At 64.2% G+C, this 14274-nt stretch carries 15 protein-coding genes; 11 read left to right on the top strand and 4 right to left on the bottom strand.

Annotation, left to right across the window (positions count from 1 at the left end; translation table 11 throughout):
- Window positions 1–3 precede the first annotated feature (3 nt).
- Window positions 4–1239, bottom strand: coding sequence for an aspartate kinase (locus KUV38_RS10695; protein WP_222470031.1), 1236 nt, complete (start codon window positions 1237–1239; stop codon window positions 4–6).
- A 155-nt stretch (window positions 1240–1394) separates the two neighbouring features.
- On the opposite strand from KUV38_RS10695, the gene KUV38_RS10690 reads away from it, so the two are divergent.
- Window positions 1395–1640: a YdcH family protein gene (locus KUV38_RS10690; protein WP_222470030.1), complete on the top strand. Its 246-nt coding sequence runs from the start codon at window positions 1395–1397 to the stop codon at window positions 1638–1640.
- Between the two features lie 7 nt (window positions 1641–1647).
- Here the strand turns inward: KUV38_RS10690 and KUV38_RS10685 are convergent, their stop codons facing one another.
- Both KUV38_RS10685 and KUV38_RS10680 read right to left on the bottom strand, forming a co-directional pair.
- Window positions 1648–3036 (bottom strand): short-chain fatty acyl-CoA regulator family protein, encoded by a 1389-nt coding sequence (locus KUV38_RS10685; protein WP_222470029.1) that lies wholly within the window; start codon window positions 3034–3036, stop codon window positions 1648–1650.
- Between the two features lie 48 nt (window positions 3037–3084).
- Window positions 3085–4317 (bottom strand): multidrug effflux MFS transporter, encoded by a 1233-nt coding sequence (locus KUV38_RS10680; RefSeq protein ID WP_222470028.1) that lies wholly within the window; start codon window positions 4315–4317, stop codon window positions 3085–3087.
- A gap of 189 nt (window positions 4318–4506) precedes the next feature.
- Here KUV38_RS10680 and KUV38_RS10675 point away from each other — a divergent pair, with 189 nt between their 5' ends.
- The 9 genes from KUV38_RS10675 (at window position 4507) to KUV38_RS10640 (ending at window position 11393) form a co-directional block, all read left to right on the top strand.
- Window positions 4507–6039 (top strand): acyl-CoA carboxylase subunit beta, encoded by a 1533-nt coding sequence (locus KUV38_RS10675; RefSeq protein WP_222470027.1) that lies wholly within the window; start codon window positions 4507–4509, stop codon window positions 6037–6039.
- Between the two features lie 260 nt (window positions 6040–6299).
- Window positions 6300–6632: a DUF6497 family protein gene (locus KUV38_RS21160; RefSeq protein ID WP_222470026.1), complete on the top strand. Its 333-nt coding sequence runs from the start codon at window positions 6300–6302 to the stop codon at window positions 6630–6632.
- A gap of 220 nt (window positions 6633–6852) precedes the next feature.
- Window positions 6853–6978 (top strand): hypothetical protein, encoded by a 126-nt coding sequence (locus KUV38_RS20905; RefSeq protein ID WP_256377575.1) that lies wholly within the window; start codon window positions 6853–6855, stop codon window positions 6976–6978.
- Between the two features lie 66 nt (window positions 6979–7044).
- Entirely contained in the window at window positions 7045–7404 is a 360-nt protein-coding gene (locus KUV38_RS10665) for a hypothetical protein (protein WP_222470025.1), read from the top strand.
- Between the two features lie 334 nt (window positions 7405–7738).
- Complete coding sequence (locus tag KUV38_RS10660) at window positions 7739–7939, top strand: YMGG-like glycine zipper-containing protein (RefSeq protein WP_222470024.1); 201 nt, start codon at window positions 7739–7741, stop codon at window positions 7937–7939.
- Window positions 7940–8071: 132 nt separating this feature from the next.
- Complete coding sequence (locus KUV38_RS10655) at window positions 8072–8257, top strand: YMGG-like glycine zipper-containing protein (protein ID WP_222471109.1); 186 nt, start codon at window positions 8072–8074, stop codon at window positions 8255–8257.
- Between the two features lie 132 nt (window positions 8258–8389).
- Window positions 8390–10390: an acetyl/propionyl/methylcrotonyl-CoA carboxylase subunit alpha gene (locus tag KUV38_RS10650; protein WP_222470023.1), complete on the top strand. Its 2001-nt coding sequence runs from the start codon at window positions 8390–8392 to the stop codon at window positions 10388–10390.
- On the top strand, window positions 10387–10779 hold the full coding sequence (locus KUV38_RS10645; protein ID WP_222470022.1) for a hypothetical protein: 393 nt from the start codon (window positions 10387–10389) through the stop codon (window positions 10777–10779). The genes KUV38_RS10650 and KUV38_RS10645 overlap by 4 nt, the downstream gene beginning before the upstream one ends.
- Complete coding sequence (locus KUV38_RS10640) at window positions 10779–11393, top strand: hypothetical protein (RefSeq protein ID WP_222470021.1); 615 nt, start codon at window positions 10779–10781, stop codon at window positions 11391–11393. The genes KUV38_RS10645 and KUV38_RS10640 overlap by 1 nt, the downstream gene beginning before the upstream one ends.
- A 121-nt stretch (window positions 11394–11514) precedes the next feature.
- Here KUV38_RS10640 and KUV38_RS10635 read toward each other — a convergent pair whose 3' ends face one another.
- Window positions 11515–12009, bottom strand: a complete 495-nt coding sequence (locus tag KUV38_RS10635) for a DUF4174 domain-containing protein (protein WP_222470020.1) — start codon at window positions 12007–12009, stop codon at window positions 11515–11517.
- A 100-nt stretch (window positions 12010–12109) separates the two neighbouring features.
- Here KUV38_RS10635 and scpA point away from each other — a divergent pair, with 100 nt between their 5' ends.
- A complete protein-coding gene (scpA, locus tag KUV38_RS10630) occupies window positions 12110–14236 on the top strand; it encodes a methylmalonyl-CoA mutase (RefSeq protein WP_222470019.1) in 2127 nt (708 codons plus the stop codon).
- The last annotated feature ends 38 nt before the right edge of the window (window positions 14237–14274 follow it).

Genomic DNA, 14274 nt, shown 5'->3' with positions numbered 1-14274 from the left:
GGCTCAGGCCTTTTCCAGCTCGAACGCATCGTGCAAGGCCTGCACGGCGAGCTCGGTGTACTTGCGGTCGACCAGTACGGAGATCTTGATCTCGGAGGTGGCGATGACCTTGATGTTGATGCCCTCGTCGGAGAGCGTCTTGAACATCTTGGCGGCCACGCCGGACTGCGAGCGCATGCCGATGCCGACCACGGAGATCTTTGCGACATCGGTATCGGCCACGATCTCGCGGAAGTTCAGCCCGCCCTTTTCCTTGATGTCGTTCAGCGCCTTTTCGGCGCGGGCGACCTGGTTGATCGGGCAGGAGAAGGTCATGTCGGTGCGACCCTCTTCGGAGATGTTCTGAACGATCATGTCGACGTTCACGCCCGCCTCGGAGAGCGGGCCGAAGATGGCGGCGGCGATGCCGGGGCGGTCGGCCACGGAAATCAGGGTCATCTTGGCTTCTTCGCGGCTTGCGGCCACGCCGTTCACGGCTTTGCTTTCCACGATATCCTCCTCGGCACAGATCAGTGTGCCCGCTTCATCCGATTGTTCTTCAAAACTCGACAGCACCCGCAGGCGCACGTTGTAGCGCATGGCCAGCTCGACAGAGCGGGTTTGCAGCACCTTTGCCCCGAGCGAGGCCAGTTCGAGCATCTCCTCGAAGGCGATCTTTTCGAGCTTGCGGGCCTTGCCGGTGATGCGCGGGTCGGTGGTGTAGACGCCGTCGACATCGGTGTAGATATCGCAGCGCTCGGCCTCGAAGGCGGCGGCGAAGGCGACGGCGGTGGTATCGGAGCCACCCCGGCCCAGCGTGGTGATGCGGCCATCGGGGCCAATGCCCTGAAAGCCCGCGACCACGGCGACCTTCATGCCTTCGCCGAACTTGGCCATGATGTTATCGGTCGGGATCTCTTCGATCCGGGCGGCGGCATGGGCGTTGGTGGTTTTGAGCGGCACTTGCCAGCCCTGCCAGCTGCGTGCGGGCACATCCATTTCCTGCAAGGTGAGCGCCATCAGGCCCGCCGTCACCTGCTCGCCGGAGCTGACCACGGCGTCATACTCGCGGGCATCGTAGAGCTGCGAGGTTTCCTCGACGAAGCCGACGAGCTTGTTGGTCTCGCCGGACATGGCGGAGACGATGACGATCACGTCGTAGCCTGCGGCAACTTCGCGGCCCACGCGTTTGGCGGCGCGGCGGATGCGGTCGAGGGTGGCGACGGAGGTGCCGCCGAATTTCATCACCAGAAGGGGCATGGTGCAGTCTCTTTCAGTTCCGGCGCGGGATAGGTGACGGAGGGGAAAAGCGCAAGAGCGCTGTGGGGGATGCGGCCCCTGCGCCGCATGATCCACATCAAGGCGGTGCGGGCAGGGAGCGGGCAGGTTGGGGGCGGAAAAAACAGGAGAGAGTGATGTCGCAGAACACCCCGCATGAACTGGCTGAGGAGTTTCCGGGCAAGGAGGCCGAACTTTCGGCGTTGAAACAGACGGATGCGCATTTTGCCCGGATGGTGGACCGCTACCACGAGCTGAACCGCGCGATCCACCGGGCGGAGACCAACGTGGAGCCGACAGATGACTTTCACATGCTGGAGATGCGCAAGGAGCGGATGCATCTGAAGGATCAGGTGGCCGCGGCGCTGAACGCCCCGGCCTGAGCGCGGCTCAGCCGGTGTCGATCTCGTAGGGCAGGAGGCCGCGGGCGTTGTGATTGACGTTCAGGCGGCGCTCCAGCGGCGGGACCGAGCGCTGGTGGCAGCCCTGCCGTTCGCAGATACGGCAGGAGATGCCGATGGGCTCGAAGGCGGCGGGTTGGGTGGTATCCAGCCCGTCGGCATAGACGAGGTCTGGCGCATGGGCGACTTCGCAGCCAAGGGCGATGGCGTAGCGCCGGATCGGCGCGGTGAAGCTGCCGCCGGGCTTTGACACATCGCAGGCGAGGCTGATGTAGCGGATGCCATCGGGGGTTTCGGCCAGCTGGCGCAGGAAGCGGCCGGGCGTTTCGAAGGCGCGATGGACGTTCCAGAGCGGGCATGCGCCGCCGAAACGGGCAAATTGCAGCCGGGTGGCGGAGTGCCGCTTGGTGATGGTGCCTGCCTGATCGACCCGCACGAAGAAGAACGGAATCCCCTTGGCGCCGGGCCGCTGGAGGGTGGAGAGCCGGTGCGCCACCTGCTCGATGGAGGCGCCGAAGCGGTCGGCCAAGCGCTCGAGGTCATGCCGGGTGTCGCGGGCGGCCTCGAGGAAGGCGCGGTAGGGCAAAAGGGCGGCCCCGGCGAAGTAATTGGCCAGCCCGATCTTGGCGATGGCGCGGGCCTCCTCGGTTTGGAACCGGGCAAGGTCCAGCGTGGCCTCCAGCAGGTCGTTCTGCGTGATAAGTGCAAGCTGGTGGAAGATCTGGAAACGCCGGGTCGCCGCTGAGGCGCGGGCGGGCAGGGTGAGCCTGCGGGCCTCCGGATCGAACCGGCGCAGGGCGGTTTCATCGGTGAGCGAGAGCGTTACGCCCGCCTTTTCAAGTTGCCGCAGAGCAGTGTCGGGGTCGCTTGCGTCGCCCGCGAAGCGTTCGGCGGCGCGGTCGATGGCGTCGAGGTAGTTGTCGCAATAGTGAAAGAAGTCGCGGACCTCTTCCCAGGGCGAAATCGGCGCGGGGCCGCCTGTGCCCATGGCCTCATCGAGCAGCGCCAGCCGCTCCTGCCCCTGCCGGTGGGCGCGGTGCAACTCGAGGAAGGCGCGGGCGAGGGCGGGGGCATTGGAGGCGGTGAGGCGGAGGTCGGCGAGCGGGGGCGTGTCGGTGAAGACCGGGTCGGCGAAGGCTTCGCGCATGTCTGTCACCAGCCGCTCGGTGTCGCCTGATGAAAGTTCGGTCACGTCCTGCCCGAACTCCTGTGCCAGTGCCAGCACCACCCGGGCCGAGACCGGGCGGTTGTTGTTTTCCATCTGGTTGAGATAGGGCAGCGAGACCCCCAGCTTGCCGGCGAAGGCCTTCTGGGTGAGGTTCAGCCGCGTGCGGATTTCCCGCAGCTTGGCGCCGGCGTAGAGCTTTTGCGTGGGCATGGTGGCTGCATTTTGCAGATTCGCATCGCCCGCGCCAGTGTTTGCAAATCAGGTGAGCGCGTCGGGCGTGCCTTGGAGCTGACGCTCGCGCATCAGCACCACGAGAATGGACACAAGGCTGGCGACGGCGGTGCCGACCATGACGATGAGCAGCGGCAGCGGCGTGGAGCCCTCGGTGAGCAGGGCGGCGGCCAGTGCGGAGAGGGCCGCGCCCCCGGCGATCTGGATGGCGCCGCCGAGGCCCGAGGCGGAGCCGGCCAGATCGGGCCGGACCGAGACGAGACCGGCCGCGCTGTTGGGCATCACCAGCCCGTTGCCCAGCCCCACGAAGGTGAAAAAGGCGAAGAACAGGAAGGGGTTGCTCAGGCCCGCAAGGTAGGCGGCGAGGTGGATCGAGATGCCGACAACGGTCAGCACACAGCCCCAGAGGATCATCCGGTTGATGCCGAATCGGGTGGAGAACCGGCCCGAGAAGGCATTGCCGAAGAGGTAGCCCACGGCAGGGAAGCCGAAGTAGAAACCCATCGTCGAGGGCGGCAGGCCGAAGTATTCGGTCGCCAGAAAGGGAGCCCCGCCGAGGTAGGCGAAGAAGGCGCCGGAAGCGAAGGCGGCGGCCAGCGCGTAGCCCCAGAAACGGTAGGAGGTGAGCAGCGCCGGATAGCCGCGAAACTGCTCGGAGAAGCGCGCCTTGCGGGTGTGCAGGGTCTCGCCCAGATCGGTCAGAACGAGGCCGAGGAGCACGACGCCGAAGCCGAACATCAGCCAGAAGTTGGCCTGCCAGCCGAACCACTCATCGAGCTTGCCACCGATGGCCGGGGCGATCATCGGCACGAGGCTCATGCCCATCGTGACGTAGCCGATCATCGAGGCGGCCTGATTCATTGGCACTACGTCGCGCACGATCGCCCGGCTCAGCACCATGCCCGCCGCAACCACGGCCTGGCACATGCGGAAGAACAGGAAGCTCTCGACCGTGGGCGCATAGATGCAGCCCAGCGTGGCCAGAAGGAAGAGCACGATGGCGCTCAGCAGCACCACGCGGCGCCCGAACCAGTCGGACAGGGGGCCGACGAAGATTTGCAGCACCGCATTGATGGCGAGGAACAGCGAAACGGCGAGGCCGATGACCCGATATTCGGTGTTGAAGTGCGCGGCCATCGCGGGCAGCGATGGCAGGAACACGTTCATGGTGAGCGCCGTCATCGAGGCGACGAGCACCAGCGTCAGAACATGGGGCGGGGTGGATCGGTCGGCGAAGCGGACCTTGCTTCCGTAACTCATTGCGCGGAGTTAGGCGGGGCGGTGTCTTTTGTCTACAGAGTGCGCCGAAAAAATATGCTCGAAGCATAAAATATTCATCTTTGCAGTTAGCAGATTGCGAGTTGCCAATAGTTTGCAAATTTTCCGAATTTCACTTTGGTTCGCACTCGTGAGACCCTATAGCAAAGCAAATTCAGCGGGGAGATGGCCATGAAGGACATTCTGGAGCAACTCGAGGAGCGCCGGGCCGAGGCGCGGTCCGGGGGCGGGCAGCGGCGGATCGAGGCGCAGCACGCGAAGGGCAAGCTGACGGCGCGGGAGCGGATCGAGCTGCTGCTGGATGAGGGCTCGTTCGAAGAGTTCGACATGTTCGTGGCCCACCGCTGCACCGATTTCGGCATGCAGGAGCAACGCCCGGCGGGCGACGGGGTGGTGACCGGCTGGGGCACGATCAACGGCCGGATGGTCTATGTGTTCTCTCAGGATTTCACTGTGTTCGGCGGCTCGCTCAGTGAGACCCACGCCCAGAAAATCTGCAAGATCATGGACATGGCGGTGCAGAACGGCGCGCCGGTGATCGGGCTGAACGACTCGGGCGGCGCGCGGATTCAGGAGGGCGTGGCCAGCCTTGCGGGCTATGCCGAGGTGTTCCAGCGCAACATCATGGCCTCGGGCGTGGTGCCGCAGATCAGCGTGATCATGGGCCCCTGCGCGGGTGGCGCAGTCTACTCGCCCGCGATGACCGACTTCATCTTCATGGTGAAGGAGAGCAGCTACATGTTCGTCACCGGCCCGGACGTGGTGAAAACCGTGACGAATGAGCAGGTTACGGCGGAAGAGCTGGGCGGGGCCTCGACCCATACGAAAAAGTCCAGCGTGGCCGATGGCGCCTTCGAGAATGACGTTGAGGCGATGACCGAGGTGCGGCGGTTGGTGGACTTTCTGCCGCTGAACAACCGCGAGAAGCCGCCGGTGCGGCCGTTCTTCGATGATGTGGCGCGGGTTGAGAAGAGCCTCGACACGCTGGTGCCGGAAAATGCCAACACCCCCTACGACATGAAAGAGCTGATCCTGAAGGTCGCGGACGAGGGGGATTTCTACGAGATTCAGGAAGACTACGCGAAGAACATCATCACCGGGTTCATCCGCCTTGAAGGGCAGTCGGTGGGGGTGGTGGCGAACCAGCCGATGGTGCTGGCCGGGTGCCTCGACATTGACTCGAGCCGCAAGGCGGCGCGCTTCGTAAGGTTCTGTGATGCCTTCGAAATTCCGATCCTGACGCTGGTGGATGTGCCGGGCTTTCTGCCGGGCACCAGCCAGGAATATGGCGGGGTGATCAAGCATGGCGCGAAGCTGCTCTTTGCCTATGGCGAGGCGACGGTGCCGAAGGTGACGGTGATCACCCGCAAGGCCTACGGCGGGGCTTATGACGTGATGGCCTCCAAGCATTTGCGCGGGGATTTCAACTACGCGTGGCCGACCGCCGAGATCGCGGTGATGGGGGCCAAGGGTGCGACCGAGATTCTGTATCGCAGCGAGCTGGGCGACCCCGAAAAGATCGCGGCGCGGACGAAGGATTACGAGGATCGCTTTGCCAACCCCTTCGTGGCTGCCGAGAAGGGATTCATCGACGAGGTGATTCAGCCGCGCTCCACCCGCAAGCGGGTGGCCCGTGCTTTTGCCTCGCTGCGGAACAAGAAACTCAGCAACCCTTGGAAGAAGCACGACAACATTCCGCTATGAGCGGAAAGTCGCTTGACGCCTGTCCTAGGGTAAGAGGGATAGCCAGAATGAAAATTTCGTGGCAGAAACAGCGGGCTGTCCGCCGCCACTCGGAGGATAAGCCAGCGAGATCTGGCCGTTTCGCTCGCCTCATGCAGGCGCACGGCCTCATGCCGAACGTCCGCGTTCGGCTGCTCCGCGCCGGGGAGGGGAGGCCCTGGCGCGGAGTTGCTTTTTCAGCCCTGATCTTTGCCGCCCAGCCGGCCCTTGCCGCCCCTGATTTGCCTGAGGGTTGGGCCGCATTTCACGATGCAATCGTCGAGGTGCACGCGGGTGCCGCCGAGGGTGCCGAAGAGCGCTGGCTGGTGATGCGTTACCTTGCGCCGGAGATCGCCCGCGAGGGCGGATCGCTGGGCTACGAGGATGTGGCCATGGAGATGGACGCGCTGTGCAACGGTCAGGCGCTCGCCACGGCCAAGGCGCATGAATCACCCATCGACCAAATCATCATTGCGCTAATGGACCGGGTGGTCGAACGGGGCCAGCCGGACCCGGCGGCCACGCAGTTTATTGCCTCCTATGTCGTCACAGAGGCCGGGTGCGAGTGGCAATGATGCGTGAAAAAGCCAATAAAACAAGGCGCTTCTCCGGGGTCGCTCAGGGGTTTGATGCAATCCCGCCACAGCGGATTCATGTGCGCGGATGGGCCTGTTTTTCCATAAGTAATTGCATTAACCTCACGCTTGGCCAGACCTATTTGGCTGTGAACTCGAATGAGGGACCTGGGGAGTGTCACTGCTTTCTGCGCACCTCACAGATTATTAGGAGACAGAGATGTCGAAGAGCATCAAAACCCTTCTCGCCATCAGCCTCGTTGCCTTCGTGGCTGCCTGCGCTCAGCAGGACGAAGTTGTTGTGGAAGAAGTCGTGGTCGAAGAGCCGACCTACTCGAAGTACTGATTCTACACCGGGGCAGGCCTTCGGGCCTGCCTCGACCCTTCGCCCTCTCATCCGGGAGATGGGCGCATGATCAAGCATCGCGGTTTTCCAGGCCGCCTTCCCGGAACCGATTTCCAATTCACCATCCGACGACCCGCCAAGGTTGGCGCGACGCCTTTGAAGGCCCGCGAACGATTCGCCGATCGCAGACCTGCTGACCGGCGGGCTGATTCGGGATTCATGGCGGCGCTCTGGGAGCAGTTCGGAGATGAGCCCTTCGAGCGCGGCAATCTCGATGCCGGACGGCTGAGCTGGCTCTTTGGCCGCGAGGTGCTGCCCGCAGAAGACCCGTTTGACCCCGAAAGCTACGAGGCGCTGCTTGTCATCGACGAGGCCGCCGCGCGCCGGGCCTTCCCCGAAGCCTTCGAAGAGGAGGGGTGGGCATGATTCTGCCGAGGGTTGTAGGGGGAAATGGGCAGGAACTGGCTCAAAACTGCCGCTGGGTCAGCCCGCGCTTGTTTGAACAGGCTGCGGCTGCAAATGTCAGCCAAGGACCGGCGTTCTCCAGCAAGCTTGCGTCGGCCTTAATAAGTCAAAACCGTTACCCTTCCCCTTCTACGTGGTCTGGCCCCTTGTGGGTCAGACCACACCCTTTTTTGCGCCGGCGGGAGCCCGCCCGTGACGCAGCGGTGAAGATGTCAGATGACGAATTTGGCTTCACGGACTCCGAGAATTGCGATAAAACTCTGCCCATAAACGATAAAACTCGAGGCAGTACATCATGCAAAAACTTCTCTGGGCCGCCGCCCTTCCTTTCGTGTTCGCCCTTTCCGGGTGCCTTGAAAACGACGTGCAACGTGCCGCTGTCGGCGCCGGTATCGGTGCCGTTGCCGCCAGCGCGACCGACAACGACCCGCTCATCGGCGCGGCCGTTGGTGCCGGCGTCGGCGCCCTCTCGGACGATATCGCGGACGCTTTCTAAGCCCTGCGCCAACAAGCAAAATTCCGCCGGGCCATGGAACCGGCCCGGCGGGCTTTCTGTTTCTCTCTCAGACACTGAAACGCTCTGCGCCGCACGAGGCCGCGGGGCACAGACCCTGAGAGGCAAAAACTCATGCGTAAGATCATTCTGGGCGCCACCCTTCCTGCCATCCTGCTCGTCGCGGGCTGCGACAACGACATCGAGCGCGCTGCCGTTGGTGCGGGCGTGGGCGCCGTTGCGGCGGAAGCCACGGGCAACAACCCGGTCGTGGGCGCCGCTGTGGGCGCAGGCGTCGGCGCAATTTCCGACGATCTCTGACACGGCAGGCCGGGGCCAGACCGCCCCGGCGCCATCGAGACATCACCCAAGCGTTCTTCGGGCCCGCCGCCTGGAGAGCGCTTTTTGCGTTTCGGGCCCCTGCGGGACCCAAGAAGAAGAGGGACGATAGACATGTTCGAGAAGATCCTGATCGCCAACCGGGGGGAGATTGCCTGCCGTGTGATCAAGACGGCCCGCAAGATGGGGATCAAGACGGTGGCGGTGTATTCGGACGCCGACAAGAATGCTCTGCACGTGGAGATGGCCGATGAGGCGGTGCATATCGGCCCGCCGCCTGCCAACCAGAGCTACATCGTGATCGACAAGATCATGGACGCCATCCACCAGACCGGCGCGCAGGCAGTGCATCCGGGCTACGGCTTCCTCTCGGAGAACCCGAAGTTCGCGCAGGCACTGGCAGCGGAGAATGTTGCCTTCATCGGGCCACCGGTGGGGGCGATCGAGGCGATGGGGGACAAGATCACCTCGAAGAAGATCGCCCAAGAGGCCGATGTGAGCACGGTGCCGGGCTACATGGGGCTGATCGAGGATGCCGATGAGGCGGTGAAGATCAGCACCGAGATCGGCTATCCGGTGATGATCAAGGCCAGCGCGGGCGGCGGCGGCAAGGGCATGCGGATCGCGTGGAACGACGAAGAGGCGCGTGAGGGCTTTCAGAGTTCGAAGAACGAGGCGGCGGCCAGCTTTGGCGATGACCGCATTTTCATCGAGAAGTTCGTGACCCAGCCGCGGCACATCGAAATTCAGGTGCTCTGCGATGGCCATGGCAACGGGATCTACCTTGGCGAGCGGGAGTGCTCGATCCAGCGGCGGAACCAGAAGGTGATTGAAGAGGCGCCTTCGCCGTTCCTCGATGAGGAGACGCGGCGCGCGATGGGCGAGCAGGCTGTCGCGCTGGCGCAGGCGGTGGGCTACACCTCGGCGGGGACGGTGGAGTTCATCGTCGATGGTGACAAGAACTTCTATTTTCTGGAGATGAACACGCGGCTTCAGGTGGAGCATCCGGTGACCGAGCTGATCACCGGGGTGGACCTTGTGGAGCAGATGATCCGCGTCGCCAATGGCGAGCCGCTGAGCATGACGCAGGATGACGTGAAGCTGAACGGCTGGGCGATGGAGAGCCGGCTTTATGCCGAGGACCCCTATCGCAATTTCCTGCCCTCCATCGGCCGGCTGGTGGCCTACAAGCCCCCGGCGGAGGTGGCGGAGGCCACGCGCGCCGTGCGCAACGATACCGGCGTCTACGAGGGCGGCGAGATCAGCATGTATTACGACCCGATGATCGCCAAGCTCTGCACATGGGCGCCCACGCGGGAGCAGGCCATCGAGGAGATGCGGGTGGCGCTGGACAGCTTCGAACTGGAGGGGATCGGCCACAACATCCCCTTCCTCGCGGCGGTGATGGACCACCCAAAGTTTGTGGCCGGTGACATGACGACGGCCTTCATCGCTGAGGAATATCCCGAAGGATTTGAAGGGGTTGAGCTGAGCGGTGCCGACAAGCGGCGGATCGCGGCGGCGGCGGCGGCAATGTACCGGGTGGCCGAAATTCGCCGCAGCCGGGTGAGCGGACGGATGGACAACCACGAGCGCATGGTCGGCTCCGACTGGGTGGTGAGCGTGGGCGGCGAGACGCTGGTGACCGAGATCGCGGCCGACAAGGCGGGCTCCACCGTGGCCTTTTCGGACGGCACGGTGCACCGCGTGGCCTCCGACTGGACGCCGGGCGACAGCCTTGCCCGGGTGGAGATCGACGGAAAGCTCATGGTGTTGAAGGTCGGCAAGGTGACGAGCGGCTTCCGCATCCGGTTCCGGGGTGCGGATGTGGCGGTGAAGGTCTGGACCCCGCGCCAGGCCGAGCTGGCCGCGCTGATGCCCGAGCGGCTGCCGCCCGACACCTCGAAGATGCTGCTTTGCCCGATGCCGGGCCTGATCGTGAAGGTCGATGTGGCCGAGGGCGACGAGGTGCAGGAGGGGCAGGCGCTGTGCACCGTGGAGGCGATGAAGATGGAAAACATCCTGCGCGCCGAGAAGGCGGGCAAGGTCGCCAAGGTCAACGCCGGGCCGGGCGACAACCTTGCGGTGGATGATGTGATCATGGAGTTCGAATGACACCCGGTTTGCGCGCACTTCTGGCCCATGCGGCCGGCTTCGTCTCGGGCCTGTTCATGGCCTGGGCGATCATCAACCTGCTGGGCCGGATGGTACCGCCGGATGGCACCACGGGCGGCGGCATGGCGATTCTGGTCGCGATGGCGGTGATCTCCGGTCTGGCGGGCCTCGTGGCCTGGACGATGATCGTGACCCGGATCATGGGGTTTGTGGCGGGCCGCGACTGGTGGATCCGGGGCATCGGCGCTGTTCTTGGGGTGATGGTGATGGGTGCCGGGCTGATGCTGGCGGGGATCTTCGCCCCCGCAGAGGCGCTCATCCTAATGATCTTCATCCTCTTCGCGCTGGGCGGCTGGGCCACCCACGGTCGGGTGACGGGCGAGGGCTGATGGACTGGCTGGCGAACCTCGATGCGCGGATCTGGCAGGCGGTCATCGCCGGCCTCTTCCTTGGCGCGGGCTGGTTCGTCAACGGGGTGCTGAACCGCCGGGAGGCGGCGGCGCTGCGGCAGGAAAAGCTGCGCGACATGCACCGTGCGCTTTATGCCGAGATCGGCAACAATCTCGCCAACCTCTGGGACGAAGAGCGGATCGAGAGCTACGCCGAGGGGATGCTGGAGCGTATGCGGGAGGACGAGGAGTTTGTGCCGCTGATCCCGCGCGAGCACAACGATACGGTGTTTGACACGCTGCTGCCCGACATCCACGTGCTGCCGCGCCAGACCATTGACCCGATCGTGGCCTATTACAGCCAGCTCAAATCGCTCGCCGCCTTGGTGGACGACATGCGGGGCGCGGCCTTCAAAGGTATGTCACAGCAGCGCCGGGTGGCGATGTATTCGGATTATATCGAGATGAAGAAGCAGGCGCTCAGCTTTGGCAGCTATGCCAATGCGGTGATCGATGCCTTCGGAAAGGGCGGCCGGGAGGCCGCCGAGCGGGTGAAGCTGGAGTTCAATACCCCGGCTGAGGACCCGTCCGCCCGGTTACCGGGATCGGAGTGAAGGGAATGTCGCTGCGTTTGCTCATATCCGCTCCTCTGGTGCCTGAAGCATTTCAGGCTTCTGCCTTACATATAGGGCCTTATGGCGCGTTTCTCAAGCGTTCGCCGCGCGGCCTGCCTGCTCATTTTCGCCGCAGCTCGTCGCGCCGGAGCGGCCATTTGTCGATGCTGCGGGTGATTTCGCGCACATCCCACGGGAAGGGTTTGCGCAGCTTCACCTCGCCGTCCTTGCCGATCAGCACCAGCTGGAAGCCACGGGGCCGGAGCTTGGTGCGCACGGGCGAGAGCGCGGCGGGGTCGGTATCGGTGATGATGATGGCGTCACGCTCCATCAGCGGGCCGGGGCGGGCGGTGAGCAGCTCGAGCTGCTCGGTAAAGCGCGGGTCGGCCGGGGTATCGGCGAAGACCACGATGGGGCGGCGTAGCCAAAGCAGATCATCCAGCGTGACTTCGGAGGCGGCGAGGATTTGCAGCGTGTCGGCATCGCCCGCCACTTCGGCGGCGACGGCCTCGGCAGCCTCTTCGGCGGCGCCTTCGGAAATGACGGTGGTGCCCGTTTCCTGTGCCCAGAGGGGCGAGGCGATGAGCGCCGCGAGGGCGAGGGGGGTGAGCCGCATGAATTCCTCCTGTTGCCAAGGATATAGGCGCGGCAGCGCCGAAAGCGAAGGGGCGGTGCGCCCCGGCCAAAATTGAACCGGACCTGAGAAGGAGGCTCCGATGAGCAAGACCGACGAGTGGAAGGCGATTGCCGAGAAGGAACTGCGGGGCAAGCCGCTGGACAGCCTTGATTGGGAGACGCTGGAGGGCATCCGGGTGAAACCGCTCTACACCGGCGAGGATGTAGAGGGGCTGGGCCATATGGGGAGCATCCCGGGGCAGGCGCCGTTCACCCGCGGGCCGAAGGCGACGATGTATGCGGGCCGACCCTGGACGATCCGGCAGTATGCCGGGTTTTCGACTGCCGAGGAGTCGAACGCCTTTTATCGCAAGGCACTAGCGGCCGGGCAGCAGGGCGTTTCGGTGGCTTTCGATCTGGCGACGCACCGGGGGTATGACAGCGACCACCCGCGCGTGGAAGGCGACGTGGGCAAGGCGGGCGTGGCGATCGACTCGGTGGAGGACATGAAGATCCTATTCGACGGGATTCCGCTGGATGAAGTGTCGGTGTCGATGACGATGAACGGGGCGGTGATTCCGATCCTCGCCAATTTCATCGTGACCGGCGAGGAGCAGGGGCACGACCGGGCGCTGCTTTCGGGGACCATTCAGAACGACATTCTGAAGGAGTTCATGGTGCGGAACACCTATGTGTATCCGCCCGAGCCTTCGATGCGGATCATCTCGGACATCATCGAGTACACCTCGAACGAGATGCCTAAGTTCAACTCGATCTCGATTTCGGGCTACCACATGCAGGAGGCGGGGGCGAACCTTGTGCAGGAGCTGGCCTATACGCTGGCGGACGGGCGTGAATACGTGCGGGCTGCGATTGAAGCGGGCATGGACGTGGACAAGTTTGCCGGGCGGTTGAGCTTCTTCTTCGCCATCGGGATGAACTTTTTCATGGAGATCGCCAAGTTGCGGGCGGCGCGGACCCTGTGGCATCGGATCATGACGGAGTTTGGCGCGAAGAGTGAGCGCAGCAAGATGCTGCGGACCCATTGCCAGACGAGTGGTGTGTCGTTGCAGGAGCAAGACCCTTACAACAACGTGATCCGCACGGCCTATGAGGCGATGAGCGCGGTGCTGGGGGGCACGCAGTCGCTCCATACCAATGCGCTGGACGAGGCGATTGCCCTGCCCACCGAGTTCTCGGCCCGGATCGCGCGGAATACGCAGCTGATCTTGCAGGAAGAAACGCAGGTGACCCGCGTCGTCGACCCGTTGGCGGGCTCCTACTACGTGGAGAGCCTGACGGACGAGCTGATCGAGAAGGCCTGGGCCTTGATCGAGGAGGTCGAGGAGATGGGCGGCATGACCAAGGCGGTGGCGAGCGGCATGCCCAAGCTGCGGATCGAGGAAAGCGCGGCCCGGCGGCAGGCGATGATCGACCGGGGCGAGGAGGTGATTGTTGGGGTCAACAAGTACCGGAAAGACAAGGAAGACCCGATCGACATTCTGGACGTGGACAATGTGAAGGTCCGCGAGAACCAGGTGGCACGGCTGGAGCAGATGCGCGGGAGCCGCGATGCGGCGGCCTGCGATGCCGCGCTGGGCGAGTTGGAGCGGCGGGCGAAGGAGGGCGGCAATCTGCTGGAGGCGGCGGTGGAGGCCGCCCGCGCCCGGGCGAGCGTTGGAGAGATCAGCATGGCGATGGAGAAGGTGTTTGGCCGTCATCGGGCCGAGGTAAAGACTTTGGCGGGCGTTTACGGCGCGGCCTATGACGGCGACGAGGGCTTTGCGGCGATCCAGAAATCGGTGGAGGATTTCGCCGAGGAAGAGGGCCGCCGCCCGCGGATGCTGGTGGTGAAGATGGGCCAGGACGGACACGACCGGGGCGCCAAGGTAATTGCCACCGCCTTTGCCGATATCGGCTTTGACGTGGATGTGGGGCCGCTGTTTCAGACGCCCGAGGAAGCCGCGCAGGATGCGGTGGACAACGACGTGCACGTGGTGGGGATTTCGAGCCAGGCGGCGGGCCACAAGACGCTGGCGCCCAAGCTGGTGGCGGCGCTGAAAGAGGCCGGGGCGGAGGATATCATCGTGATCTGCGGCGGGGTGATCCCGCAGCAGGACTATGATTTTCTGTACAAGTCCGGGGTGAAGGCGATTTTCGGGCCGGGCACGAATATTCCGAGCGCGGCGCAGGATGTGCTGAAACTCATCCGCGAGGCGCGGGGCTGACCGGGCCGGGGGCGTCGCACACCTGAAACGTTGTAGCG

The organism is Vannielia litorea (assembly GCF_019801175.1).
Lineage (GTDB): Bacteria > Pseudomonadota > Alphaproteobacteria > Rhodobacterales > Rhodobacteraceae > Vannielia > Vannielia litorea_B.
Note: the sequence above shows the minus strand (reverse complement) of the source record. Positions and strands in the feature narration are given on the sequence as shown.

Bases quoted from the DNA above. Each gene is read 5' to 3' on its own strand.
- KUV38_RS10655 (WP_222471109.1), top strand. From the start codon at position 8,072: ATGCGTAAGATCATTCTGGGCGCCACCCTTCCTGCCATCCTGCTCGTC.
- KUV38_RS10640 (WP_222470021.1), top strand. From the start codon at position 10,779: ATGGACTGGCTGGCGAACCTCGATGCGCGGATCTGGCAGGCGGTCATC.
- KUV38_RS10665 (WP_222470025.1), top strand. From the start codon at position 7,045: ATGATCAAGCATCGCGGTTTTCCAGGCCGCCTTCCCGGAACCGATTTC.
- KUV38_RS10695 (WP_222470031.1), bottom strand. From the start codon at position 1,239: ATGCCCCTTCTGGTGATGAAATTCGGCGGCACCTCCGTCGCCACCCTC.
- KUV38_RS10650 (WP_222470023.1), top strand. From the start codon at position 8,390: ATGTTCGAGAAGATCCTGATCGCCAACCGGGGGGAGATTGCCTGCCGT.
- KUV38_RS10690 (WP_222470030.1), top strand. From the start codon at position 1,395: ATGTCGCAGAACACCCCGCATGAACTGGCTGAGGAGTTTCCGGGCAAG.
- KUV38_RS10680 (WP_222470028.1), bottom strand. From the start codon at position 4,317: ATGAGTTACGGAAGCAAGGTCCGCTTCGCCGACCGATCCACCCCGCCC.
- KUV38_RS10685 (WP_222470029.1), bottom strand. From the start codon at position 3,036: ATGCCCACGCAAAAGCTCTACGCCGGCGCCAAGCTGCGGGAAATCCGC.
- KUV38_RS10660 (WP_222470024.1), top strand. From the start codon at position 7,739: ATGCAAAAACTTCTCTGGGCCGCCGCCCTTCCTTTCGTGTTCGCCCTT.
- scpA (WP_222470019.1), top strand. From the start codon at position 12,110: ATGAGCAAGACCGACGAGTGGAAGGCGATTGCCGAGAAGGAACTGCGG.
- KUV38_RS10675 (WP_222470027.1), top strand. From the start codon at position 4,507: ATGAAGGACATTCTGGAGCAACTCGAGGAGCGCCGGGCCGAGGCGCGG.
- KUV38_RS20905 (WP_256377575.1), top strand. From the start codon at position 6,853: ATGTCGAAGAGCATCAAAACCCTTCTCGCCATCAGCCTCGTTGCCTTC.
- KUV38_RS10645 (WP_222470022.1), top strand. From the start codon at position 10,387: ATGACACCCGGTTTGCGCGCACTTCTGGCCCATGCGGCCGGCTTCGTC.
- KUV38_RS10635 (WP_222470020.1), bottom strand. From the start codon at position 12,009: ATGCGGCTCACCCCCCTCGCCCTCGCGGCGCTCATCGCCTCGCCCCTC.